Here is a 25,774-nt window from a genome sequence, read left to right as displayed (position 1 = left end):
AGTACCGGCAAGTATGGTTTAGTTAAATCGCGCGAGGGAGAAAGGCGCAATATCGAAAGAGAACGGTTTGTTCTGCGCAAATTCACTGGCAAGTTCACCCAGCACGCTGGCGAATTTGAAACCGTGTCCGCTTAAGCCGGTGATGATCAGACGATTAGGCTCGCCCGGCAGCGTATCGATAATGAAATCTTCGTCCGGCGTATTGTCGTAGCTGCAGGCTTCACCATGCAAACAGACGCCCACACCCGGCAGGAATTTACGCAGGAAGCTAAAAGATTCGTTGCCGTCTACCGCGATGCTGCCAAAAGGTTTGCGATCGGCCGGCGTTTGCATCAGCTGTCCGCCATCGTGACGTCCCACTTTCAGCGCGTTGTTATCCGCCGGGAAGCCGTAAAAGTGGCTGCCATCGCTCATCTCCACGGTAAAGCCGGGGAATTTATTGTTCTCGCTGTAGCGACCATCTGCCTGATACCAGGCGAAAACTTTGCGCACGGGCGCAACCGGCAGATCGGCGACCAACTGGCTCACCCAGGTACCGGCGCTGACCAACAGTTTACGCGCGCGGAAAATGCCATCGCTGGTGGTGACTTGCTGCAGATCGCCGTCACGACCTATCTCTGTCACCGGACAGTTAAACAGCTGCGCGCAACCGGCCTGTTCCACCAGCTGCACCCAGCTGCGCACCGCTTGCTCACATTTGAGGAAGCCGGAGTTGGGTTCGTACACGCCGATGTAGCCATCCGGCACTGTGAACTGCGGCCAGCGCGCGCGCACTTCATCGGCTTGCAGGATTTTCACATCCAGCTGCCACGCTTTCGCGCTATCGATAACATTTTGAATAAAGGAGGAGGTGATGGGCGCTAAGTTGAGGATGCCGCTGCGATGCATGATGCGCTCGCCGCTCTGGCGTTCCAGCTCATCCCAGAGTGTCTGTGCGCGTAGCACCAGCGGCACGTAGCGTTCACCTTCACCATACGCATGGCGAATCAGGCGGGTTTCCCCATGATGTGTGCCCTGGCTGTGCGGCGGATGGGCGCTATCAATCATCAGCACCGATAAGCCAGCCTGCGTGGCGTAAAACCCTGCTGCTGCGCCGACCGAACCGCTTCCCACCACAATCAGATCATAAACCATAACGACATCACTCCAGCAAAACAGCGAAATTTTTCAACAGCATATCAAAAGAGAGCGCCCATGAAAAAGGCACCCTGTTGGGTGCCCTTTCACGCGATAGTAGAAATTAATGCTTTTGATTGTCGCGTAGGTACTGCTCGGTAGACTCTATTTTTGCAATGCCAGCTTCGAGTAGAGAGATGAACTGTCTGGCTACGTCGGTAGTCAGCCAGTAGGTCGGACCCACGTCAGCTTCTTCTTCTTTCTGCCCCTGCGAGGAGAGCGAGTGCAGGCGAATCATCATGGCGTCATAACTGTCTACGGTGCTGATGTCCCATCCTACCAACGGATGAGTCTGGATGACGTCTTTATTTCTGTCCATTATAACCTCCGTATTACTCGTTAAACGAAGTGCTTCTTGAGGTTCAATGCGGCTGTATCGTGCACTAGCGAAACAATTATAACATGAAATAGCGGGTACAATAGTTAAAAGGTATGACGAACCTAAACAGAGTAAAAATAAACGCGGTTAACATTGCCGTTTAATCGAATAATAAAATGCCCGCAGCGTCAGGCATTTTATTGGAATTATTACTGGCAACACTGACGAAGTTATCGGCTTTTATAAGGGAAAACTTTAGGCCGAAAAAGGGGGCACGTTTATGAGTGTGGCTCGACCGGCAGCAGGCCGTGACGTTTCTGAATCTCTTCCGCCAGCCGGGTAAAATGCTGCTGTAACTGCTCGTCATGGTTCTGGTTTTGCGCTTCCAGCGTCAGGTTGTGGACCAGCAACTGATTGGCGCGATCGTCGAGACAGAAGGTCAAGGTGGCAAACGCATTTTCTAATACGGTTAAGCGGCGCTGTTGCTCAGCAATAAATGCCAGCAATTCTCCGAAGGTCATCGCCTCTTCTGGTTTTTCAGTAGTCATGTAAAACACCTCCTGTAAGCATGACGAGGCAAGAATAGGGGATCGTTTAACATGAGTCTAGATGCAGGAAGTTTTTCTGGCGAGAGGGAAATAAAAACAAAAAAGCCGGATAGCGATACCCGGCAAAAACGGCACAGTGGCAGTTAATCGTTATTGAACCAGTCGTCAGCGCTTTCCCAGGTTTCTTGTAACAGTTCGCTGATGCGTTCGCGTGACTCTTTACAGCCACCAAACACGCTGAGTTGGTTGCCGCCGGCATAACGCACTTTGACGTGATGATCGTCGTCGGGGAAATCCTGCGTAATGCGACGAACCAGTTCGACGCTGAGTGCATCCAGTGCACCCGCAGGAAGGGGCGAAGTTTTTGCTACGGTAATTTCAACACGCATAGAAGCCTCCGGGATAATATACTGTTTATTTGTACAGTATAAATTTCCCGAAGGCAAGCAGCAGATCATTATTCTTTGATGCGCCAGTTCAGCGTTTCACCGGCAAGGAAAGGCACCAGCGTGTCATCTGCCAGCGCAATGCTCTCTTCAACCTGCCAGGATTCTCGCACCAGCGTCAGCGTGCCTTCATTCAGCGGCAGACCGTAGAAGTTCGCGCCGTTCTCCGAGCAGAAGGCTTCGAAATGTTCCAGCGCATTCAGCTCCTCAAACACGGTGGCGTACGCCGGCAATGAGGTCGGCGCATTAAACACGCCGGCGCAGCCACAGCTGGCTTCCTTGAGGTGACGCAGATGTGGCGCGGTATCGGTACCGAGGAATACGCGACGATTCCCGCTAGCAACCAGCTTACGCAGCGCTTCCTGATGGATATTGCGCTTCAGAATCGGCAGGCAGTAAAGATGCGGACGCACGCCGCCCACCAGCATGTGGTTACGGTTGAACATCAGGTGCTGTGGCGTAATGGTGGCGCCCAGCAGATCATTACCGGCTGCCAGATACTCCGCCGCTTCTTTCGTGGTGATGTGCTCCATCACCACTTTCAGCGCCGGGAACTGTTTACGCAGCGGTTCCAACACGGTTTCAATAAAGCGCGCTTCGCGATCAAATATATCGATGTGAGAATCGGTCACTTCGCCGTGCACCAGCATTGGCATGCCGATCTGCTGCATGCGATCCAGCACCTTAGCGATAGCGGCGATGTTGGTCACGCCGTGGCTGGAGTTGGTGGTGGCGTGCGCAGGATAGAGTTTGGCGGCGGTAAAAGTGCCGTCACGGAAGCCGCGCTCGATCTCATCGGGATCAAGTGAATCGGTGAGATAGCAGGTCATCAGCGGAGTAAAAGCGTGCTCAGCAGGTAACGCAGCCATGATGCGCTCGCGATACGCCACGGCAGCGGCCACGCTGATAACCGGTGGAACCAGGTTTGGCATGACAATCGCACGACCATTTACTGCGCTGGTATAAGGCAGTACGGCGTTGAGCATCGCGCCATCGCGCAGATGGATGTGCCAGTCGTCAGGGCGGCGGATGGTAATGTGCTGAGGTTGGGCTGTCATTCAAAAAGACTCCGGCTGAGAAGAAAACGAGAGGCACGTTTAGGCCGGGGAGTAATCATAAGGATGTGGGCAACCGTTTGCACGGGATTTTATTGTGACAAACAAAAACCGCACCGGAAGGTGCGGTTGCGCGGATTAATCTGTAAACGGAATCACCAATTGGCCCGGTTTCACTTCAATTCCTTTAGCAAGTTTCTTCGCCAGCGCTTCGCCTTTGCTGCGGTCTGCACTCAGCACATAAGCAGGTCTCTCATTAAAGTAGCGCTTCAGCGACTCATTGAGATACGGCGTGAGGGTTTTCATGATCGACGCCATTTTCTCCGGCTGCACCTGCGCATTGACAATCTCCATGTCATGCAGATAAATCGCGCCTTCCTGTGCGCTGTAAATCGGCTGCGCCTTCATCTTCAGCAGCATTTCGGCCTGCTGCGGACCAAACAGCGAGCTGACATTGATATTGGCTTTACCCGAGAGCGTTATTTTTCCGGGTTCTTCACGGCCAATCTGGCTGTTGAGATCGCTCAGCACAATGTGCGCATTCACCAGCCCGGAAACGCCGATATCTTTTTCGAAGTTATTGCGCTTTTGCAGCGCCTGATTCACTTCCTGTTCGCTGATGGTGTATTGCGTCAATTGGTTACAGCCGCTGAGTAGCACGGCAAAAAGCAGAGCGAAAAGCCCGGTAAACGCCTTTTTCATATTGTCCTCATCCTGATCGAAACGGCAAAACAGCGATAGCCTGCCTGAATCAGCGGCATGTGTCACCAGGAGAGAGATGAGAAGCGCCGCAGCGCCTCTCAGGGATGAAGATTATGCGGCGATGGAGGAGAGCAGATTAACCTGGGTTTGTTTCGCCATGTTGTCGCGATAATCGGCAACGCGGCTTGGCCATTCAATGCCGTTGACCAGCGTTAAGGAGCGCAGCAGCGGGAAAAGATGAATATCATCTTCCGACAGTTCGCCATTTACCGCATTGGGTTTGACGATCAGCTTGTCGAGCTGACGCAGATCGTCGCTGATGTTTTTGATTAAGCCCGGCGCGTGTTTACGCAACTCGCTGAAATCGCCCACGCTGGCCTGCTTCTTCTCGCTGAAGTAGCTACGCGCTTCCGGCGTAGCGAATTCGGCGAAGGAGGCATCGGCGATGCGCGGCAGCAGCAGCTTATTGACGTAGCCATTCACGTGGCGCAGCCAGTCGCTGATCGCAGGATTGCTTTTGCCATTGAGCAGCGGTTGGTGATCATATTTATCTACCAGGCGCACAATATCCATACTTTCCGGTACAGCGCTGCCGTCGGCCTGTTGCAGAATCGGCGCCATTTTCTGGCCGATCAATTTTTTCGGCGTTTGCTCGTCGTCATTCAGCATAACGATGAGTTCTAATGGCAGATTTTTTAAGCCGAAAATCATGCGTGCTTTGACGCAGAAAGGGCAGTGATCGTAGATGTAGAGTTTCATCCCGTTTCTCCTGTGGTTCTAAGGGTGACGGAGGTCACCCTTTTTTCGGACGTGCGGGAAGTATGGAAGAGATCTTTGGCGGGGGCAAATTAGCTGCTGAAAATCGCTGGCGCCACCGAACGCGGCTGGAACTGCCACCAAAGCGCCAAAAGGGTAATCATGCCAACGCTGCTCAGCAGCATCCACGGCAGTTCCGGCAGCGCCCATAGCTGGCCCATATCGAACATCCAGCCGCCGCCGGAGTAGCCGATCAAGCCGCCAATCGCGAGGCCGAGTCGGCTGAAGCCCATATAGCTGCCGCGCGCACGCGAACTGGCCAGCGAAGCGCTGAGCGTTTCTCGCGCCGGTTCAGCAATGATTGAGCCCAGATAAAAGAGGGCGATCAGCATAAACAGCGACGGCAGCGAATCGGTCATGCCAACCGGCAGCAGACTGAACGTCATCAGGAACAAGCCGGCCATCAAACGCGTTTCGAGGCGGAAGCGTTTTTCGCTCCAGCGCGCCAGCGGATAGAGCAGGCTTAATGACAGCAGCGCTTCAATCGCGTACATCCACTTCACCGCAGCAGGCGCCCCGGCTACCTGATTCACCATCACCGGCAGCATCAACATCACCTGCACGGCGAGAATGTAGTAGCCGGTCAATGTCAGCACGTACAGGCGAAAACGCTTGTCCTGCCAGACGCGTTGCATCCCTTCACGCATCGCAATGCGTTCGGTCGAGATGCGCCACGCCGGTAACCAAACGGCGTTAAACAGCGCAGCAGTGACAAACACCGCCGCGCCAACCCAGCACACCAGACGGAAATCCCACGCCAGCAGCCAGCTACCAATCAGCGCGCCCAGCACCGCACCGGCGCTGTCCTGCATCATCAGCAGGGAGAAGAAGCGGCCGCGATCGCGTGCGCGCACCAGTTTCATCACCAGCGCGCTGCGTGGCGGGTCAAACAGCGTGCCGCCAAGACCGGAAAGCAAACAGGCAAACCACAGCAGCCAGGGTTCATGCGCCAGCGCCATGCAGGCAAAACCCGCCGCGCGCATCAGCATGCCGGTGACGATCAGCGGACGCGCGCCAAAACGGTCGGCAATCGCACCGCCGAAGATGCCGAATCCCTGCTGGACGAACTGGCGCAAGCCAAGCGCAATACCGACCATCAACGCGGCCCAGCCCAGCTGTTCGACAAAATGGATGGAAATGAGGGGAAACACCACGAAAAAGCCCATCACAACCAGCATGTTATCCACTAAAAGAAATGTTTTACCGAGGCGTCGTGCCCGCGCAACCCGAGACATGCTAATTCCTGAGCAAATGAGAGGAGATAAGAGACCAATTGGTCTATTTTCCGCCTGCTCAGCGGCGAAAAACAGCTTTCTCAGGATGATATTTTTTCATCGAATCCGCAGAAATATTAATCCTAAATCAGGATGAATCCTGAGGAACGCGTTCAAGGGTTTTACCGCAAGCGGGGTGACGGTTATAGTGAGGAGTATCGCCGCTGGCGTACATCTTTCTTAAGTTATGGATTTCAGGAGTCATGATGTTTGGCTATCGTTCTGCTGGCCCACGCGTGCGCCTCACTACCGATCGCTTAGTGGTGCGTTTAGTACACGAACGCGATGCCTGGCGATTAGCGGATTATTACGCTGAAAATCGTGCGTTTCTCAAGCCGTGGGAACCGGTGCGCGACGAGAGCCATTGTTATCCTTCGGGCTGGCAAGCGCGCCTCGGACTGATCGCCGACATGCATAAACAGGGCTCAGCCTACTATTTTGTGCTGATGGACCCGGAAGAGACCGAAGTGCGTGGTGTGGCGAATTACAGCAACGTGCTGCGCGGCTCGTTTCACGCCTGCTACCTCGGCTATTCACTGGGCGAGAAGTGGCAAGGTCAGGGACTGATGTTTGAAGCGCTCACTACCACCCTTCGCTATATGCAACGTCAGCAACGTATTCACCGCATTATGGCTAATTATATGCCGCACAATCAGCGCAGTGGCGATCTGCTGGCGCGTCTTGGATTTGAAAAAGAGGGTTACGCCAAAGATTACTTGTTGATCGATGGGTGCTGGCAGGATCATGTACTCACCGCGTTGACCTGCCGGGAGTGGACCCCGGATCGTCGTGGACAATAATAAAGGATCACCTCAATGAAAATGGCCTTATCCGCGCAGGCATTGCGCGTGATTGGATGCCTGCTGGAGAAGCAGGTCACCACGCCGGATCAATATCCGCTCTCCCTTAATGGCGTTGTCACCGCCTGTAATCAGAAATCCAACCGCGAACCGGTGCTCAATCTCAGCGAGATGGAGGTGCAAGCGCAGCTTGATGAGCTGGTGAAAAAGCATCTGGTGACCGCCAATAACGGCTTCGGTCAGCGCGTCAGCAAGTATGAACAGCGCTTCTGCAATTCCGCTTTCGGCAATCTGCAACTGAGCAGCGCTGAAGTCGCGGTATTGACGTTGCTGTTCCTGCGCGGTGCACAGACGCCGGGCGAACTGCGCACCCGCAGCGGCCGTCTGCATGAATTCAGCGATATGAATGAAGTTGAGCAGACGCTTAACGGTTTAAGCACGCGCGAGGATGGCCCAATGGTGGTGCGACTGGCGCGCGAACCGGGCAAACGTGAAAGCCGCTATATGCATCTTTTCGGTGGCGAAGTAGTGGAAGACGCGGCCAGCGCAGAAACCGTCAATGACAACGGCGATTTAACCGCGCGTGTCGCGCAACTTGAAGAAACGGTTGCTGAGTTGCAGTCGCAACTGCAACAGCTGCTGCAAAAGGAGCACTAATATGACGCTGCGTATTGGCATTGTAGGATTGGGCGGTATCGCGCAGAAAGCGTGGCTGCCGGTGTTATCGCAAGCCAGCGGCTGGCAATTAGCGGGTGCGTTTTCGCCCAATCAGGCAAAGGCGCAACCGATCTGCGATAGCTATCGCATACCTTATTTTGGTCAACTGGATGCGCTGGCTGCCGCCAGTGATGCGGTGTTTGTTCACAGCAGCACCGCCAGCCATTACGAAGTGGTTAAAGCGCTGTTGCTGGCGGGCAAAGATGTGTGCGTCGATAAACCGTTAGCCGAAACGCTGCAACAGGCCGAAGCGCTGGTGGCGCTGGCGGACAAGCAGAAGCGCAAGCTGATGGTGGCATTTAACCGCCGCTTTGCGCCGCGTTATCAGCAGTTGAAAAGTGACATGCCACGCGCCGCCTCGCTGCGCATTGAAAAGCACCGCGCGGATAGCGTGGGTCCACAGGATTTGCGTTTTACCCTGCTGGACGATTATCTGCACGTGGTGGACACCGCGCTGTGGCTGGCGGGCGGCAGCCTGACGCGCGAGTTAGGGCATATCGAGACCAATGATGATGGCGCGATGCTGTACGCCGAACACCATTTCTCCGCCGGATCGCTGCAAATCACCACCAGCATGCATCGTCGCGCCGGGACGCAACGCGAAGTCGTCAGCGCCACCTGCGACGGTGATTACATCGAAATTAACGAGATGCGCGACTGGCAGCAGGAAAACCGCGGCGGCATGGTGCGTGATGTGCCGCCCGCGTGGCAAAGCCACCTTACTCAGCGCGGTTTCAGCGGCGCAGCGCACCATTTCATACAGTGCGTTGAAAATCAGACGATGCCTGAAACCAGTGGCGAACAGGCGCTGGCGGCGCAGCGTCTGGTGGAAAAATTGTGGCGCGATGCCGAACGTGAATAATTACTTGTAACACTCAATGCTGGTCATTTCCCGCCGTGGCAGTAGACTATCGCCGGACATCACGGGATGTCCGCGCTAAGTCGCTCATTTCTCCGACACTTTTCAGGATGCGCCACTCAATATGAATTTGTTGAAATCGCTGGCTGCGGTCAGTTCGATGACCTTGTTTTCCCGCGTACTGGGCTTTGCCCGCGATGCCATTGTGGCGCGCGTTTTCGGCGCCGGAATGGCAACCGATGCCTTCTTTGTTGCCTTCAAACTGCCGAACCTGCTGCGCCGTATCTTCGCTGAAGGCGCGTTTTCTCAGGCGTTTGTGCCGATTCTGGCGGAATATAAAAGCAAGCAGGGCGAAGATGCCACGCGCGTGTTTGTCGCTTACGTCTCCGGATTACTGACGCTAGTGCTGGCGGTGGTAACCGTGTTAGGGATGATCGCTGCGCCCTGGGTGATTGTGGTGACGGCGCCAGGCTTTGCCGATACCGCCGATAAATTTGCCTTAACCAGCGCACTGCTGCGCGTCACCTTTCCCTATATTCTGCTGATCTCGCTGGCCTCGCTGGCGGGCGCGATCCTCAATACCTGGAACCGTTTTTCCGTGCCGGCGTTTGCGCCGACGCTGCTGAACATCAGCATGATTGGTTTTGCTGTCTTCGCTGCGCCGCATTTTAATCCGCCGGTGATGGCGCTGGCGTGGGCCGTGGTGGTCGGCGGCGTGTTGCAGCTGTTTTATCAGCTGCCGCACCTGAAAAAGATTGGCATGCTGGTTTTGCCGCGCCTGAATCTGCGCGATGCGGGCGTATGGCGCGTAATGCGTCAAATGGGGCCGGCGATCCTCGGCGTTTCGGTGAGCCAGATTTCACTGATCATCAACACCATATTCGCCTCCTTTCTGGTCTCAGGTTCGGTTTCGTGGATGTATTACGCCGATCGCCTGATGGAGTTTCCTTCCGGCGTGCTGGGCGTGGCGCTGGGCACCATTTTGCTGCCCTCGCTGGCGAAGAGTTTTGCCAGCGGTAATCAGGAAGAGTATTCACGGTTGATGGATTGGGGCCTGCGCCTCTGCTTCCTGCTGGCGCTGCCGAGCGCGGTGGCGTTGGGCATTTTGTCCGGGCCGCTGACGGTCGCGCTGTTCCAGTACGGCAAGTTCACCGCGTTTGATGCCCTGATGACGCAGCGCGCGCTGATTGCCTATTCAGTGGGTTTGATGGGGCTGATCGTGGTGAAAGTGCTCGCACCCGGCTTCTATTCTCGTCAGGACATCAAAACTCCGGTGAAAATTGCCATCGTGACGCTGATTGTGACGCAGCTGATGAACCTGGCGTTTATCGGCCCGCTCAAACATGCCGGTTTGTCGCTGTCGATCGGTCTGGCCGCTTGCCTGAATGCGGCGCTGCTGTACTGGCAACTGCGTAAGCAGGATATCTTCCAGCCGCAGCCCGGCTGGTTCAGTTTCCTGACCCGTTTGCTGATTGCCGTAGTGGTAATGGCCGCAGCACTGTTTGGCATTCTGCAGGTGATGCCGGCTTGGGAAGAGGGGCAGATGTGGTGGCGCCTGATTCGTCTGGCGGCGGTCTGCGCCATTGGCGGCGGCGCATACTTTGTGATGCTTGGTCTGCTCGGCTTCCGCCCGCGCGACTTCGCGCGCCGCACGCTGGTTTAAAGGCCGCACTCTCTTAATGGACATGCAGCGTCTGCCGCTGCGTAAGGGCAATCCGCAGCGCTGAAGCGTAAACGGTGGGCCAGGAGAGACCCGCATGGATGCGGGGCTCAGTTCGGGCCGGGCAGGAAGCCCGATCCCGAACGGTCCGTCGGCACAACGTTGAAGCTGAAGGTACCGCGTAAGCGGCGCGAGGACCGCCCGGCAGCGGCAGATGCTGTAGGTCCCGCACACAACAAAAAGGCCGCCATCCCAAAAGATAGCAGCCTCTTCAAACCCACTTTTTTCTACCCTTTACGACTCAGCGTCGCCTGACCTTTACCCAAACCATCCGGGCCATAAAACGCCTGGGTTTGGTGGGGTCGCAACACCGCCAATGCTTCATTGGTGTAGCCAATTTGATGCTGCAACAAAATCCCGTTGTGCGTATTGGCATCGCGCAAGCGGCGCGTGTGCTGCTGAATACGCATCCAGCGGCTTTCGCGATCGCTGTGATCACCATAGGGCGCCTGCGTGCCGAGCGTTTTCTCGGTGGTGCGGCGCATCTCGTCCAGATAATTCAACGTCGTCAGCAGCGCGCTTTTATCTTCAGAAATACGCTGCAGCAGGTTGCCATTGATCTGGCCGGCAGAAAGTTGCTGTTGTTCTTCATCCATTACCACCGCAAGGGATGTCAGCACGTCCTGCATTTTGTCTAAGGTGATCAGCAGATGGTCCATTGGGATTAGTTACCCTCTAAATACGCCTTGGTATCGGCGATCAGCGCGTCGGCGATCTTACCGGTATCCATTTTCAATTCGCCATTACGAATGGCCGTCTTCAGCTGCTCAACGCGCGCTGTATTAATATCTTTGCTGCCAGGCTGCATCAGTTGCGCCTGCGCGGTACTCAACTTCACTTCCGCACCGCTTTCGCTGGTGGTGCTGGCTGCTGGCGTCGCGCTCTGACGCACTTTGCTGCTGTTATCGTTATTGTCGCGTGTTTGAACAGTGCTAACCGGATTCGTAGGCTGCGTTCTGTCGATGCTCATGGTAAGGCTCCTGTAAGGTCAGTTGGGGGTCAGCCAACTGAGTCAGCATAGGGTAATGTCTTTGTTGATATCTCTATCGGCAGAACAACAGGGTTCTTTAACGCTTTATAGCGATATCAGAATATTCCCATCCGCGTCGACGCGACCACTGACAACCTGACCATTTCCCATCCTTACGCGCACCATTTGTGCCGCGCTGGCGTTGTTCAGCGCACGTCCTTCGCTGCTGGCATTAAACCCGTTTCCACTGGCGACTACCATCACATTTTGACCGGCTTTTACGCGCCACGGCTGACGTACCATGGTGGCGGTGACCGGCTGTCCTGGCGGGATATCGCGTAGCGCGATCGCATCGATGACGCCGCTGCTATCCATCAATGCGCGTGCTGGCAGTTCATCGAGGCGTCCGGTTGCCAGACGCACGTCCGTCGGGCTGAGATTACTGCCGCGCGCCACCTGACGGCTCGCCACCAGATATTGCCCGGTGACCTGCACCTGAACCTGCAGGAAACGACGATTTTGATCGCAGTTAGCAGCGATGCTGATGTTGCCCCACTGACGGCTATTGCCCGGCAGCTGCAGTTCAGGGGTTTCGCAGTTTGGCCACTGCGCCTGTGGAGTACGCACCACCACCGTCATGCCGGCGGCATGTTGTGGGTCGCGCGCTTTAAAAAATTGGGTCAACTGCGCGGTAAGGTCCGCAGCAGAACTGGGTAGCGCCAGTGCCAGCAAAAGTGTGGCTAGCAACGTGGAATATCTCCGCATAACGCCTCCTGACGAGAAGATGGCACTGAGTCTACGCCTCGCGCAAAAAAATCAATGTCAAAAATAGCCGTCATTTTTGCTGCTATTCAGACGATCACCCTTGCATTTGTCCACTTAAGCTGTCAGCTCGAAATTCTCATTCGCGGAGGAAGCATGCTCGACAAACTCGATGCCGCGCTGCGATTTGGTACTGAAGCGTTAAACCTACGTGCTCAGCGTCAGGAAATCCTGGCGTCAAACATTGCCAACGCCGATACCCCGGGCTACCAGGCGCGGGATATCGACTTTGCCAGCCAGCTGAGCAAGGTGATGCAAAACGGTCGCGCCGAAGGCAGCAGTCTGGCGCTGAATGTGACGTCCTCACGCCACATTGAAGCGCAAACCAACTCTCAGCCGTCACTGGATCTGCTGTACCGCATTCCCGATCAACCCGCCGCGGATGGCAACACCGTGGATATGGATCGCGAACGTACGCAGTTTGCTGATAACAGCCTGAAATACCAAACCGATCTCACCCTCATCAGTAGCCAGATCAAAGGCATGATGAGCGTTCTGCAGGGGCAATAAGCATGGCATTGCTGAATATCTTTGATATCGCCGGTTCTGCGATGACAGCGCAATCACAGCGCCTCAACGTCAGTGCCAGTAACCTGGCCAACGCCGACAGCGTGACCGGCCCAGATGGCCAGCCTTACGTGGCGAAGCAGGTGATTTTCCAGACCGACGCCGCACAAGGTGCAGCCACCGGCGGCGTGAAGGTCGCTGGCGTGGTGAACGATCCTACCCCGGCAAAATTGGTGTACGACCCGGGCAATCCGCTGGCGGATCAGAAGGGCTACGTCAAGATGCCAAACGTTGATGTGGTGTCCGAAACCGTCAACACCATGTCCGCGTCGCGCAGCTACCAGGCCAACGTTGAAGTGCTGAACACGGTGAAGTCAATGATGATGAAAACTCTCACTATCGGTCAGTAACGGAGAACGAATATGAGCGTAGCAGTAGGAATTAAAGACAGTCTGGACCCAACGGTCCTGACCTCCAGTAGCGCTTCGAGCGGTAACTCTTCCGCCGACCTGCAGAATCAGTTCCTGAACATGCTGGTGGCGCAGCTGAAAAACCAGGATCCCACTAATCCTATGGATAACAGCCAGCTCACCACGCAGTTGGCACAGATCAACACCCTGAGCGGTATTGAAAAGCTGAATACCACGCTGGGATCTATCTCCGGCCAGATCACTACCAGCCAGTCGCTGCAGAGTTCAACGCTGATTGGTCACGGTGTGATGGTCAATGGTTCGCAGGTATTGGTGGGCAGCGGTACGACTACGCCGTTTGGCATTGAGCTGGCGACAGCGTCCACGGCCACCAGTGTCACGATTAAAGACAGTAACGGCGCCACGGTCCGCACCATTGACCTCGGCAAACTGAGCTCTGGCGTCCACACCTTCTCGTGGGACGGCAAGCTGGATGACGGTTCTACCGCAGCGGATGGCAAATATTCTGTTTCGCTGGCCGCCAGCAATGGCAGCACGCAACTGGTGGCGCAGCCGCTGAACTATGCCTACGTCAATGGCGTCAGCACCACTGATGGCACCACAAAACTGGATCTCGGCACCATGGGCTCCGCAACCCTCGATGAAATTCGTCAGATTCTCTGATTAACCTTTTAGCAGGAGAGATTAAATGTCTTTTTCACAAGCGGTGAGCGGCCTCAATGCTGCCTCCAGCAATCTGGATGTGATTGGTAACAACATCGCCAACTCCGCCACAGCCGGTTTTAAATCCAGCACCATTGCTTTTGCCGATATGTTTGCCGGCTCTAACGTGGGTTTGGGTACCAAAGTTGCCGCCGTCATTCAGGACTTTGGTGATGGAAGTACAACGTCAACCAGTCGTGGACTGGATGTGGCACTGAGCGGCAACGGTTTCTTCCGCATGACCGACGCCAGCGGCGGCGTGTTCTATTCCCGTAACGGCCAGTTCACGCTGGATGCCAACCGTAACCTGGTGAACACCCAGGGTCTGAACGTCACCGGCTATCCGGCCAGCGGCACACCGCCAACCATTCAGACCGGTGCCAACCCAGTGGCGCTGAGTATTCCAACCACGCAGATGGGGGCACGTGCAACAACAACTGCTACCCAGGTTGCCAACCTGAACTCCACCAGCACCACCCCGACCGTCACCCCGTTTGATAAGTCCAACGTTGATAGCTACAACGCGAAAACCACCATGACGGTGTACGACACGCAGGGTAACGATCACCAGTTAGACATGTACTACATCAAAACGGCGGATAACACCTGGACCGTGCATATGGTTGACTCCACCACCGGTAATGAAGTTGGTAATACTGCGGGCGGTGACAACCTGGGCTACCAGATGAAGTTTGATGCCAACGGTAAACTGACCGGCGTATCAAAAATGATTGACGATCCGGCCAATCCAGGCACTGCGATTCCGGATACCACGACCACCAGCGCTTCCCTGGCAAACCTGGTTGTGGACGGCACCAACGGGGCGAATGGCATGAACATCAGCCTGAGCATGTTGGGTAGCCTGCAGCAAAATACCGGTGCGACCACTTTTGGTAACCCAACGCAAGACGGTTATCAGCCTGGCGATCTGACCAGCTACACCATCAATGATGACGGCACCATTACCGGCACTTACTCCAACCAGAAAACCCAACTTCTGGGACAAATTGTCTTGTCGAGTTTCTCTAATCCGGAAGGTCTGAAGTCTGAAGGTGACAACGTCTGGTCTGCCACCAGCTCATCAGGTCAGGCCGCCACTGGTCTGGCAGGCACCGGTACTTACGGCAACCTGACTTCAGGTGCGCTGGAAGCGTCCAACGTCGATATGAGCAAAGAGCTGGTAAACATGATCGTTGCGCAGCGTAACTATCAGGCCAACAGCCAGACCATTAAAACTCAGGACCAGATTCTTAACACCCTGGTTAACTTACGTTAATTCGCTAACGGGATTGCTTTATGGATCACGCAATATATACCGCCATGGGCGCGGCCAGTCAGACGTTGGATCAGCAGTCGGTAACGGCCAGCAACCTCGCCAACGCCTCAACGCCGGGCTTTCGTGCTCAGCTCAACGCGTTGCGCGCGGTGCCGGTCAGCGGCTGGTCGCTGCCGACGCGTACGCTGGTTGCCGCTTCCACGCCGGGCGCCGATATGTCACCGGGCTCGATGGACAACACCGGCCGCACGCTGGATGTGGGCGTTGCGCAGGACGGCTGGTTGGCGGTGCGTGCCGCTGACGGTACCGAAGCTTATACCCGCAACGGCAACATGCAGATCAGCGCGACCGGTATTTTGACTATTCAGGGCAATCCCGTAATGGGCGATGGGGGTCCGATCGCCATCCCGCAAGGCGCTGAATTGACCATCGCGGCAGACGGGACCATCACCTCGCGTAACGCCGGTGATGCACCCAATGCCACGGTGCAGATTGGTCGTCTGAAGCTGGTGCGCGCCACCGGTAAAGAGATGCAGCGCGGTGATGACGGCATGTTCCGTCCTAATCAGCAAACCCAGGCGACGCGCGGCGCTGCGCTGGCAAATGATGCCACCATGACGGTGATGCCCGGCGTGCTGGAGGGCAGTAACGTCAAGCCGGTGGAAACCATGGTCGATATGATCGCCAACGCCCGACGTTTTGAGATGCAGATGAAAGTGATCTCCAACGTCGATGAAAACGAACAAAAAGCTAACAGCTTGCTCAACATGAGCAGCTAAGGCGTAAGGAAAACACCATGATTCGTTCTTTATGGATCGCCAAAACCGGTCTTGACGCTCAGCAAACCAACATGGACGTCATCTCCAACAACCTCGCGAACGTAAGTACCAACGGCTTTAAACGTTCGCGCGCGGTATTCGAAGATTTGATGTACCAAACCCTGCGTCAGCCGGGCACCCAGTCGTCAGAGCAAACCACGCTGCCGTCTGGTTTGCAGATCGGTACCGGTGTGCGTCCTGTCACCACTGAACGTCTGCATCAGCAGGGTAACCTGTCGCAGACCAGCAACTCGAAAGACGTGGCGATTAACGGCCAGGGTTATTTCGAAGTGCAGATGCCGGACGGCACCTCGGCGTATACCCGTGATGGTTCATTCCAGGTTGACCAGAACGGTCAGCTGGTGACTAACGCCGGCTATCCGGTACAGCCAGGCATCACTATTCCGGCCAACGCCACCAGCATCACGATCTCGCGCGATGGCGTGGTGAGCGTAACGCAGCAGGGCCAGACCAACCCGGCGCAGGTCGGTCAGCTGACGCTGAGCACCTTTATGAACGATGCGGGTCTGAACAGCCAGGGTGAAAACCTCTATCAGGAGACACAGGCATCCGGTGCGGCGACGCAGAGTACGCCAGGCCAGAACGGCGCGGGTCTGCTGTATCAGGGTTATGTCGAAACCTCGAACGTCAACGTGGCGGAAGAGCTGGTCACCATGATTCAGACGCAGCGTGCCTACGAGATCAACAGTAAAGCGATCAGCACCTCCGATCAGATGCTGGCGAAGTTAACCCAGCTGTAATGCTGGTGTCGTTGGGCCAGCTCTGCTGGCCTGATTAAGCAACATGAAGAAGGTCAAAAAGTGGCGAAGCAAGTGATTCTCAAGCCTGGTCATTGGTTGGTAGCCACGCTGCTACTCACGCTTAACGGTTGTGCGCTGGTTCCGCGCACACCACTGGTACAGGGATCGACTACGGCAGAGCCGACGCCATCCGCACCGCCGGTGGTGAACGGTTCCATTTTTCAGGGCGTCGCACCGCTGAACTACGGCTATCAGCCGCTGTTTGAGGATCGTCGTCCACGCAACATTGGCGATACATTGACGATCACCTTGCAGGAAAACGTCAGCGCCAGCAAAAGTTCTTCGGCCAATGCCAGCCGCGATGGCAGCAACAGTTTTGGTGTGACGGGTGTACCAACCGGCCTGAGCGGTCTGGTGGGTGCCGGTGGCGAAAAAGCCACGCTGGATGCCAATGGCAAAAATGACTTCGCTGGTAAAGGTGGCGCGACAGCCAACAACACCTTTACGGGCACCATCACCGTCACCGTCAATCAGGTGTTGTCGAACGGCAACCTGCGCGTGGTGGGTGAGAAACAGATCGAAATTAACCAGGGCACCGAATTTATCCGGTTCTCGGGCGTGGTTAACCCACGCACCATCAGCGCCAGCAACGCGGTGCTGTCAACGCAGGTGGCCGATGCACGTATTGAGTACGTCGGAAATGGTTATATCAATGAAGCGCAGACGATGGGCTGGTTCCAGCGTTTCTTCCTGAACGTCTCGCCGATGTAAGAGGTAGTAACAATGAATATGACGACTCTGCTCCGCCTGAGCCTTGGCATGCTGCTCGGTTTCAGCTTACTGGCGCATGCTGACCGCATCCGCGATCTAACCTCCGTGCAGGGCGTGCGCGACAACCAGCTGATCGGTTACGGTTTGGTGGTGGGCCTTGATGGTACCGGTGACCAGACCACGCAAACGCCGTTCACCACCCAAACCGTGAGCAATATGCTCTCCCAGCTCGGCATTACTGTGCCGGCTGGCACCAATATGCAGCTGAAAAACGTGGCGGCCGTGATGGTGACCGCTAAGCTGCCAACCTTTGCGCGTCAGGGGCAAACCGTTGATGTGGTGGTTTCTTCGCTGGGTAACGCCAAGAGTTTGCGCGGCGGTACGCTGCTGATGACGCCGATGAAAGGCGTCGATAACCAGGTTTATGCGCTGGCGCAGGGTAACATTCTGGTCGGCGGTGCCGGCGCTTCTGCCGGTGGCAGCAGCGTGCAGGTTAACCAGCTGAACGGTGGCCGCATTACCGGCGGTGCCACGGTAGAGCGTGAACTGCAGAGCAACTTTGGTAGCCAGAACACCATTAACCTGCAGCTGAATAACGAAGACTTCAGCATGGCGCAGCGCATTGCCGACGCCATCAACAGCCGTGGGATTGGTTCGGCGCAGCCGCTGGATGCCCGTACCGTGCAGATTCGCGTCTCGCCTAATAACAGTTCTCAGGTGCGTCTGCTGGCCGAAATTCAGAACCTTGATGTTGCGGTGCCGCTCGAAGATGCCAAGGTGATTATCAACTCACGTACCGGTTCGGTGGTGATGAACCGCGAAGTGACGCTGAACACCTGTGCGGTGGCGCAGGGCAATCTGTCGGTTACCGTCAATCAGCAGCAGAACGTCAGTCAGCCGGATACGCCGTTGGCGGGTGGGCAGACTGTGACCACCAACAATACCCAGATCGATCTGCGTCAGAGTGGCGGCGCGCTGCAACGGGTTAACGCCAGCGCCAACCTCAATAACGTGGTGCGTGCGCTGAATGCGCTGGGTGCGTCACCGATTGAGCTGATGTCGATTTTGCAATCGATGGAAAGCGCAGGCTGCTTGCGCGCCAAACTGGAAATTATCTGATGAACGATACGCAATCGCTGGTGAATGCGGCGTACGACAGCCGCTCGCTGAACGACCTGAAACGCGAAGCCGCCGCCGACCCGAAAGGGAAGGCGATGCAGGTGGCCAAACAGGTGGAAGGGATGTTCGTGCAGATGATGATGAAAAGCATGCGTGCAGCGCTGCCGCAGGATGGCCTGCTGAGCAACGATCAGACGCGGCTTTTCACCTCGATGTACGATCAGCAGATTGCACAGGACATAGGCAAACGTGGTCTCGGCATGGCCGATATCATCGTTAAGCAGATGCAGCCCGCTCAGGAGCCGGACGAAACCGCCGGTACGGTGCCGATGAAGCTGGATAACAGCTTCATCTATAGCAACCTGCCGTCGAATCAGCTGGAGCAGATGGTGCGTAAGGCGGTGCCGCGTTTGCCGGTCTCGCCCAGCAGTTTGCCGAGCGACAGCAACGACTTTATCGCGCAGCTGGCGCAGCCGGCGCAGGTCGCCAGCCAGCAGAGCGGTATTCCGCATCACCTGATTCTGGCGCAGGCCGCACTGGAATCCGGCTGGGGCCAGCGACAGATTCTGACGCGCGACGGCAAGCCGAGTTACAACGTGTTTGGCATTAAGGCGAGCGGCGACTGGAAGGGCGAAACCACCGATATCATGACCACCGAATACGAAGGCGGGGCAGCGAAGAAAGTGCGCGCCAGTTTCCGTGTGTATGGTTCCTATATGGAAGCGCTCAGCGATTACGTCAAACTGCTGTCCAATAATCCTCGTTATGCCGCCGTTGCCAACGCACCGAGTGCCGAGCAGGGCGCGCGTGCCTTGCAGGCCGCCGGTTACGCTACCGATCCAAAGTATGCGCAGAAACTGGTGGGAATGATCCAGCAATTCAAAAACATGGGCGAAAAAGTGGTGAAGGCGTACAGCAACGACATCACCGATTTGTTCTGATTTTTGCTCTCAAGTTTCACTTAAGCACGCCGATAACAATCACATGCCGCGGGCGTCCTCGTCCGCGCAATCGCACTGATGACTGCCAGCCCGGTTAACGGGAAATTAAGGAACCGAGATGTCCAGCATAATTAACTCAGCGATGAGTGGGCTGAGCGCCGCACAGGCTGCATTAAGCACCACCAGTAACAACATCAGTAATTACACGGTAGCGGGCTATTCGCGTCAGACGGCGATTTTGTCGCAGTCGAACAGCACCTTGCAGGGCAACAGCTATTACGGCAACGGTGTGACGCTTTCAGGCGTACAGCGTGAATACGATGAGTTCATTACTGCGCAATTGCGTGGCTCCAGCGCCAACTACAGCGCAGTGAACACGCAATACAACCAAATTTCCAACATTGACGATCTGCTGTCGACGTCGACCACCAGCTTGTCGACCTCAATCCAAAGCTTCTTCACCAACGTGCAGAACGTGGTGAGTAACGCCAACGACCCGTCGGCGCGTCAGTCAATGCTGAGCTACGCCCAAGGCCTAGTGAACCAATTCCAGACCACCGCGCAGTATCTCAACAATATGCAGAATAGCGTTAACACGGATATTGCCTCGAACGTCGATCAGATCAACACCTTCACCAGCCAGATTGCCGACCTGAACAGCCAGATCGCCAAGCTGACCACCGGCGGTGGCGCGGCGCCGAACAATTTGCTGGATCAGCGCGATCAGTTGGTGAATAGCCTGAACAATGTGGTGGGCGTGAACGTATCCCAGCAGGACGGCAGCTATATTGTCTCGATGGGCAGTGTGACGTTGGTGAATGGTAAAAACTCCACCAGCTTAGTGGCGATGCCGTCCAGCAGCGATTCAACACGTACCACTGTCGGTTATGTCGATAAGCAGGCGGGTAACGTTGAGATCCCTGAGAAGACGCTAACCACCGGTTCACTCGGCGGTTTGCTGGCGTTCCGCACCCAGGATCTGGATACCGCGCAAAATCAGCTCGGCCAGTTAGCGGCAGCGTTCACCACCAGCTTTAATACCGTGCACAGCGAAGGTTATGACAGCAACGGCGACCAGGGTGGCAACTTCTTTAATATCGGTTCGCCAACCGTGGTGGGTAACAGCAAAAATACTTCAGCGGCTACCGTTACGGCGGCCTGGTCAGACACCAGCGCGATGAAAGCCTCTAACTACACCGTAAGTTATGATGGCAGCAACTGGTCGGTGACCCGCATGTCTGACAACGTGAAGTTTAGCGTTACGCCAGATGCGACCGACGGCACCCTCAACTTTGATGGCCTGAAACTGACGGTGAGCACCTCACCCGCGCCTAACGCGAAAGACAGTTTCCTGGTCAAACCGGTCCAGAACGTCATTGCGGGCATGTCGGTCGCGATCACCGATGAGTCGCAAATTGCTGCGGCATCCAGCGCAACCAGCGGTGAAAGCGATAACCGTAACGCGCAGAAATTGTTGGATCTGCAGGATAGCAAGCTGGTGAATGGTAATGCGACCATCGCCCAGGCTTACGCCAGCATTGTCAGCACCGTCGGTAATAAAACCAGTACATTAAAAACCGCCAGCACCACCCAGGAGAACGTGGTGACACAGCTCAGCGATCGCCAGCAGTCAGTATCCGGGGTCAACCTTGATGAAGAGTATTCGAATCTGACTAAGTATCAGCAGTTCTATATGGCGAACGCGCAAGTGCTGCAAACAGCGAGTACCATTTTTAATGCGCTGATGGGCATCCGCGGCTAAGCATAGAGGATAAAAACCATGCGTCTTAGTACCAATATGATTTTCAACCAGCAGGTGCGCGGGATCACCGATTCGCAAGCCTCCTGGTTAAAAGTGGGTGAGCAACTCTCTAGCGGACTGCGCGTCAGCAATCCTTCAGATGATCCTATCGCCGCCTCACGTGCCGTCGTGCTTTCGCAATCGCAGGCGAAAAGTACCCAATATGCCACGGCACGCAGCTTTGCCGATCAGAGCTTGTCGATGGAAGAGAACGCACTCTCCAGCGTAACCAGCAGCATCCAGGATGCGCAAACCATGATTGTGTATGGTTCTACCGGTACGCTGAGCGACGATGACCGTGCTTCCATTGCCACCAAATTAGAAGGCATTCGCTCGCAATTACTTAACCAGGCCAATAGCCGTGATGGTAACGGACGATACATTTTTGCGGGCTATCAAACCGATGTCGCACCTTTCAGCGATGCCGGTGCGCCGGCCGGTGTCACTTATGTAGGTGGCGCGGATGCCATTACGCAGAAAGTCGATGATGGTCGCACGATGGCGGTGAGTAGCACAGGATCGTCAGTGTTTATGTCGATAACCAGCAACGCGAAAGCCGAGCCGGACGGCAGTGCCAGCGAGACCAATCTGTTTAACATGCTCGATAGCGCAATTGCAGCGTTAAAAACGCCGCAGGATGATGCTGATGACGCAACCAAGCAGGTTTTCCAGGATGCAATGGATAAAACCAACCGTGGCTTAAGCAACTCATTGAACAACGTGCTGGCAGTGCGTTCAGCCGTGGGTTCACAGCTGGCTGAACTCGATACGCTGGACGCGCAGGGTGATGACCGTGACACCATTATGGCATCGCAAATGACGGATCTGGTGCAGGTTGATTACACCCAAGCCATTTCAAGCTACACCATGCAACAAACGGCCTTGCAAGCTTCGTATAAGACCTTCACCGATATGTCGAAGCTGTCACTGTTCCAGCTTAATTCGTAATTGACCTGAACCTTTGAGCGTACTTTAACCGGGTGCGCTTAGTTTCTCCCACCGCCTTTTGGGGCTGTGGGATTTTTTTTGCCTGTTATTCAGGTCGCCATAAATGCCGCCTGCAGGCAATAAAAAACCCCGGACTGGCCGGGGTTTGATGTTGACTGACTTGCCAGAGGTTACGCGCTTTCCGGACGGGTTGCCGGTGCGGTTGCCTGGTGCGTCGCGCTGTGACCACCGGCTGAGCCGCGGCCCTCAAAGCCAAAGGCTGGACGGACCCAGTCGCTGTTGCGAACCGGTTCTGGTTCCCACGCCGGTGCTGGTGCTTTGGTCATCGGTGCAGTCGCGTGATGCTTGAAGCGCGTCTCAACCGTGGTCACTGCGGTATCACGTGCCGCAACCGGCGCATGAGGTTCAGTGACTGGCGTGACTTCGGCTTCAGCGGCGACTGGCGCAGCCAGCACGTCTTCAACCTGAGCTTCAACGGCTGGCGATACATCCACCGGCGCCTGTTCAGCAACTGCAGCCACTTCGCTTACTTCAGGCTTCGCTTCTTCAGCCACGGCAGCCGGTTCCGCTTCAGCCGCGGTTTCCTGTGCAACCTGTTCGTCAGCAGCAGAGATCACTGATGGCTCTTCGTTAACGGGCGCGGCAATCGGCGTGACGTCATCCGTATTCACCACGGGCACATCGGTGTGCGCCTGCGGTTCAACCTGATGTACGGCTTCTTCAGCGGCAACCTGCTCAACGGCCGGTTCAACAGCGTCAGCGGGTTGAGTCTCGGCATCCGGTGTTTGCTGGTAACCGTAATCCGACACTTCATGCATCGCATCTTGCGTGCTGTACTCTTCCTGCGCTTGCGCAACCGGGTAAGAGATCCACACTTTGCCTGACGCCATTTCTGGTGAAGCAGCAGCAGATTCCAGCGGCATTGCAGACTGCGTTGGGTAACGCTCGTCACGGTAGCGACGACGACGCTGACCGCTTACGCGCAGATGACGCGGTGAACGACGTGAACGGCGCGGCATATTGGCGCTATCACGGTTATCGCTATCATCTTGCTCGTCATTGCTGGCTTCAGGATGCTCTTTGTACTGAGCACGCGGCGCAGTTTCAACGGCAGCATCATGAACCACCGGCGCTTCGACAGTGATGTCAGGCGTTTCGCCAACACGCACGCGCTGTGACAGCTGACGCTGCTTACGACGTGGCATGACCTGAACGCGTTCTTCTTCGTGCTCAACGTTTTCGTCAACCGCAGGCGCCTGAACAACCGGTTCAGCGGCTTTCTGATCCTGCTGCTGAGCACGTTTTTCTTCCTGACGACGACGCTGGCGATCGGCACGCTGTTCGCGGCGCTGTTGCTGCTGCTCGTCACGTTGCTCAAGCGCTTCATCGCTCAGCACTGGACGCGCTTCACGCGGCTCGTTCTGGCGCTTATTGCGACGGTTGTCCTGATTATCACGCGGTTCGCGGGCTTCACGTGGCTCACGTGCTTCACGCGGCTCGCGCGGTTCACGACCTTCGCGCACCTGACCGTTCTCGCCATTACGCGGCGTACGTTCACGACGGTTGTTGCGACGGTTATTATTGTTACGACGTTCGCCACGCTGCTGGGTGTTTTCAGATTCAGCGGCAACAACGGCTGGGGTTTCCTGCTTAGTTTCAGCAGGCGCCGCAGCGGGCGCATCACCGGCAAACAGTTTCTTCAAGCCACTCAGCAGGCGAGCCACGAAACCCGTGTTGGTTACTGCAGGCGCAGCAACTGCTGGTTTGGTTTTCACTTCTGCTGCTGGCTGAGACTCTTTCACCACTTCAACCGGCGCAGGCGGCGCATCAGGCATCGCGAAGGCGGCCAGTGCTGGCTGCTCCGGACGACGACGCTCAGCGTGCTCTTCTTCAGAAGGCAGCGCCATTTCCGCTTCGTGCAGTTTCGGTAAGTGATAGCTCAGCGTTTGCGTCTCTTCGCCAGTACGAACACGCAGTACCGAGTAGTGTGGCGTTTCCATCTGATCGTTTGGCACGATGATGGCACGCACACCGCCCTGGCGTTTTTCGATGGCGCTAACGGCATCACGCTTTTCGTTCAGCAGGTAAGAGGCGACCTGAACCGGAACAATGGCATGCACTTCTTTGGTGTTGTCTTTCAGCGCTTCTTCTTCAATCAGACGCAGAATAGACAGCGACAGCGATTCGTTATCACGGATGGTGCCGGTTCCGCTGCAGCGTGGGCAGACGTGATGGCTGGATTCACCCAGTGACGGGCTCAGACGCTGACGCGACATCTCCAGCAAGCCGAAGCGTGAAATGTGGCTGATCTGAATACGCGCACGATCCTGACGTACCGCTTCACGCAGGCGGTTTTCCACCGCGCGCTGGTGGCGCACTGGCGTCATGTCGATGAAATCGATAACAATCAGGCCGCCGAGATCGCGCAGACGCAATTGGCGAGCAATCTCATCGGCCGCTTCCAGGTTGGTGTTGTACGCGGTTTCTTCGATATCACCGCCGCGAGTAGCGCGTGCGGAGTTGATATCAATCGCCGTCAGGGCTTCGGTGCTATCGATAACAATCGATCCGCCTGATGGCAGACGCACTTCACGCTGAAAGGCGGATTCAATCTGCGATTCGATTTGGTAGTGGCTGAACAGCGGGATTTCACCGGTGTAGAGTTTGATTTTGCTGCTGAAGTCCGGACGACCCAGTGCAGCAATGTGCTGACGGGCCAGTTCCAGTACTTTTGGATTATCGATAAGGATTTCACCGATATCCTGACGCAGATAGTCGCGGAAGGCGCGCACGATAACGTTGCTTTCCTGATGGATCAGGAAAGGCGCTGGGCGGCTGTCTGCGGCTTTCTTAATGGCTTCCCAGTGCTTCATACGGAAGCTGAGATCCCACTGCAGTGATTCGGCAGATTTACCCACGCCCGCAGTGCGGACGATCAATCCCATGCCGTCTGGAAGTTCCAGTGCGGAAAGTGCTTCTTTTAATTCGGTACGGTCGTCGCCCTCAATGCGGCGTGAAATACCACCGGCACGTGGGTTGTTCGGCATCAATACCAGATAGCTACCGGCCAGGGAAATAAAGGTGGTGAGTGCTGCACCTTTATTACCGCGTTCCTCTTTATCAATTTGAACGATAACTTCCTGGCCTTCACGCAGCACATCTTTGATATTCGGACGACCATGTGCGTTGTAATTGGCGGGGAAGTATTCGCGGGAAATTTCTTTCAGAGGGAGGAAACCGTGACGTTCTGCACCATAATCGACAAATGCAGCTTCAAGGCTGGGTTCAACGCGGGTGATTTTACCTTTGTATATGTTGGCTTTTTTCTGTTCGTGTCCAGGACTTTCAATATCCAGATCGTACAGACGTTGTCCATCAACCAGGGCAACGCGCAACTCCTCCTGCTGAGTTGCGTTAATTAACATTCTTTTCATCGTGACTTACTCGTTATTCTCACATGAGTGATCTAGCTGCG

Annotated in this window: 27 protein-coding genes; 15 read left to right on the top strand and 12 right to left on the bottom strand. The window is 55.7% G+C overall.

The genetic code is table 11. The features are described 5' to 3' along the window. Nucleotides 1-18: 18 nt before the first annotated feature. From solA to mdtH, 8 genes are all read right to left on the bottom strand, one after another. Nucleotides 19-1,134, bottom strand: coding sequence for an N-methyl-L-tryptophan oxidase (gene solA / locus ACVLVH_RS15525; protein WP_192413678.1), 1,116 nt, complete (start codon nt 1,132-1,134; stop codon nt 19-21). 106 nt (nt 1,135-1,240) lie between these two features. Further along, nucleotides 1,241-1,495, bottom strand: a complete 255-nt coding sequence (bssS, locus tag ACVLVH_RS15520; RefSeq protein WP_008103119.1) for a biofilm formation regulator BssS — start codon at nt 1,493-1,495, stop codon at nt 1,241-1,243. Between the two features lie 278 nt (nt 1,496-1,773). Then, entirely contained in the window at nt 1,774-2,043 is a 270-nt protein-coding gene (locus ACVLVH_RS15515) for a hypothetical protein (protein WP_101760862.1), read from the bottom strand. 143 nt (nt 2,044-2,186) lie between these two features. Next, entirely contained in the window at nt 2,187-2,432 is a 246-nt protein-coding gene (gene dinI, locus ACVLVH_RS15510) for a DNA damage-inducible protein I (protein WP_101760861.1), read from the bottom strand. A 68-nt stretch (nt 2,433-2,500) separates the two neighbouring features. Next, nucleotides 2,501-3,547, bottom strand: a complete 1,047-nt coding sequence (gene pyrC, locus ACVLVH_RS15505; RefSeq protein ID WP_101760860.1) for a dihydroorotase — start codon at nt 3,545-3,547, stop codon at nt 2,501-2,503. 135 nt (nt 3,548-3,682) lie between these two features. Beyond that, complete coding sequence (locus ACVLVH_RS15500) at nt 3,683-4,246, bottom strand: lipoprotein (protein ID WP_498949686.1); 564 nt, start codon at nt 4,244-4,246, stop codon at nt 3,683-3,685. Between the two features lie 111 nt (nt 4,247-4,357). Beyond that, a complete protein-coding gene (grxB, locus tag ACVLVH_RS15495; protein WP_101760858.1) occupies nt 4,358-5,005 on the bottom strand; it encodes a glutaredoxin 2 in 648 nt (215 codons plus the stop codon). A gap of 89 nt (nt 5,006-5,094) precedes the next feature. Further along, nucleotides 5,095-6,297, bottom strand: a complete 1,203-nt coding sequence (gene mdtH, locus ACVLVH_RS15490; protein ID WP_277974731.1) for a multidrug efflux MFS transporter MdtH — start codon at nt 6,295-6,297, stop codon at nt 5,095-5,097. 245 nt (nt 6,298-6,542) lie between these two features. Here mdtH and rimJ point away from each other — a divergent pair, with 245 nt between their 5' ends. The 4 genes from rimJ (at nt 6,543) to murJ (ending at nt 10,375) form a co-directional block, all read left to right on the top strand. Then, the gene (rimJ, locus tag ACVLVH_RS15485) at nt 6,543-7,136 is read left to right on the top strand and encodes a ribosomal protein S5-alanine N-acetyltransferase (RefSeq protein WP_277974915.1); all 594 of its coding nucleotides are present in this window, start codon (nt 6,543-6,545) and stop codon (nt 7,134-7,136) included. Between the two features lie 15 nt (nt 7,137-7,151). Further along, on the top strand, nt 7,152-7,793 hold the full coding sequence (locus ACVLVH_RS15480) for a DUF480 domain-containing protein (protein WP_192413671.1): 642 nt from the start codon (nt 7,152-7,154) through the stop codon (nt 7,791-7,793). Between the two features lies 1 nt (nt 7,794). After that, nucleotides 7,795-8,715 (top strand): Gfo/Idh/MocA family protein, encoded by a 921-nt coding sequence (locus ACVLVH_RS15475; RefSeq protein WP_192413669.1) that lies wholly within the window; start codon nt 7,795-7,797, stop codon nt 8,713-8,715. A 121-nt stretch (nt 8,716-8,836) separates the two neighbouring features. Further along, nucleotides 8,837-10,375, top strand: coding sequence for a murein biosynthesis integral membrane protein MurJ (gene murJ, locus ACVLVH_RS15470; protein WP_101760853.1), 1,539 nt, complete (start codon nt 8,837-8,839; stop codon nt 10,373-10,375). Between the two features lie 284 nt (nt 10,376-10,659). Here the strand turns inward: murJ and flgN are convergent, their stop codons facing one another. From flgN to flgA, 3 genes are all read right to left on the bottom strand, one after another. Continuing rightward, entirely contained in the window at nt 10,660-11,091 is a 432-nt protein-coding gene (flgN, locus tag ACVLVH_RS15465; protein ID WP_101760852.1) for a flagellar export chaperone FlgN, read from the bottom strand. Between the two features lie 5 nt (nt 11,092-11,096). Continuing rightward, entirely contained in the window at nt 11,097-11,402 is a 306-nt protein-coding gene (gene flgM, locus ACVLVH_RS15460; protein ID WP_101760851.1) for a flagellar biosynthesis anti-sigma factor FlgM, read from the bottom strand. Nucleotides 11,403-11,507: 105 nt separating this feature from the next. Next, nucleotides 11,508-12,167 carry a flagellar basal body P-ring formation chaperone FlgA gene (gene flgA, locus ACVLVH_RS15455; RefSeq protein WP_101760850.1) on the bottom strand — a complete coding sequence of 220 codons (660 nt, stop codon included), beginning with the start codon at nt 12,165-12,167 and terminating at the stop codon, nt 11,508-11,510. Between the two features lie 153 nt (nt 12,168-12,320). Here flgA and flgB point away from each other — a divergent pair, with 153 nt between their 5' ends. The 11 genes from flgB (at nt 12,321) to flgL (ending at nt 22,299) form a co-directional block, all read left to right on the top strand. Next, nucleotides 12,321-12,734, top strand: a complete 414-nt coding sequence (gene flgB / locus ACVLVH_RS15450) for a flagellar basal body rod protein FlgB (protein ID WP_008103091.1) — start codon at nt 12,321-12,323, stop codon at nt 12,732-12,734. Between the two features lie 2 nt (nt 12,735-12,736). Further along, on the top strand, nt 12,737-13,141 hold the full coding sequence (gene flgC, locus ACVLVH_RS15445; protein ID WP_064740862.1) for a flagellar basal body rod protein FlgC: 405 nt from the start codon (nt 12,737-12,739) through the stop codon (nt 13,139-13,141). Nucleotides 13,142-13,153: 12 nt separating this feature from the next. After that, a complete protein-coding gene (gene flgD / locus ACVLVH_RS15440; RefSeq protein WP_110865917.1) occupies nt 13,154-13,825 on the top strand; it encodes a flagellar hook assembly protein FlgD in 672 nt (223 codons plus the stop codon). Between the two features lie 25 nt (nt 13,826-13,850). Next, complete coding sequence (gene flgE / locus ACVLVH_RS15435; protein ID WP_217546982.1) at nt 13,851-15,140, top strand: flagellar hook protein FlgE; 1,290 nt, start codon at nt 13,851-13,853, stop codon at nt 15,138-15,140. 20 nt (nt 15,141-15,160) lie between these two features. Then, complete coding sequence (locus tag ACVLVH_RS15430) at nt 15,161-15,919, top strand: flagellar basal body rod protein FlgF (RefSeq protein WP_101760847.1); 759 nt, start codon at nt 15,161-15,163, stop codon at nt 15,917-15,919. A 17-nt stretch (nt 15,920-15,936) separates the two neighbouring features. Beyond that, on the top strand, nt 15,937-16,719 hold the full coding sequence (flgG, locus tag ACVLVH_RS15425; protein WP_007885801.1) for a flagellar basal-body rod protein FlgG: 783 nt from the start codon (nt 15,937-15,939) through the stop codon (nt 16,717-16,719). Nucleotides 16,720-16,779: 60 nt separating this feature from the next. After that, nucleotides 16,780-17,490 (top strand): flagellar basal body L-ring protein FlgH, encoded by a 711-nt coding sequence (locus tag ACVLVH_RS15420; RefSeq protein ID WP_097094260.1) that lies wholly within the window; start codon nt 16,780-16,782, stop codon nt 17,488-17,490. A 12-nt stretch (nt 17,491-17,502) separates the two neighbouring features. Continuing rightward, a complete protein-coding gene (locus ACVLVH_RS15415) occupies nt 17,503-18,609 on the top strand; it encodes a flagellar basal body P-ring protein FlgI (protein WP_101760846.1) in 1,107 nt (368 codons plus the stop codon). Beyond that, a complete protein-coding gene (gene flgJ / locus ACVLVH_RS15410; RefSeq protein WP_192413667.1) occupies nt 18,609-19,550 on the top strand; it encodes a flagellar assembly peptidoglycan hydrolase FlgJ in 942 nt (313 codons plus the stop codon). The genes ACVLVH_RS15415 and flgJ overlap by 1 nt, the downstream gene beginning before the upstream one ends. A 118-nt stretch (nt 19,551-19,668) precedes the next feature. After that, a complete protein-coding gene (flgK, locus tag ACVLVH_RS15405) occupies nt 19,669-21,312 on the top strand; it encodes a flagellar hook-associated protein FlgK (RefSeq protein ID WP_110865920.1) in 1,644 nt (547 codons plus the stop codon). Between the two features lie 18 nt (nt 21,313-21,330). Beyond that, a complete protein-coding gene (gene flgL, locus ACVLVH_RS15400) occupies nt 21,331-22,299 on the top strand; it encodes a flagellar hook-associated protein FlgL (RefSeq protein ID WP_137385556.1) in 969 nt (322 codons plus the stop codon). A gap of 170 nt (nt 22,300-22,469) precedes the next feature. Here flgL and rne read toward each other — a convergent pair whose 3' ends face one another. Beyond that, a complete protein-coding gene (gene rne, locus ACVLVH_RS15395) occupies nt 22,470-25,733 on the bottom strand; it encodes a ribonuclease E (RefSeq protein WP_498949681.1) in 3,264 nt (1,087 codons plus the stop codon). Nucleotides 25,734-25,774 lie beyond the last annotated feature (41 nt).

The organism is Kluyvera sp. 1366, from assembly GCF_054823405.1.
This window is presented reverse-complemented; position numbering and strand designations above follow the sequence as displayed.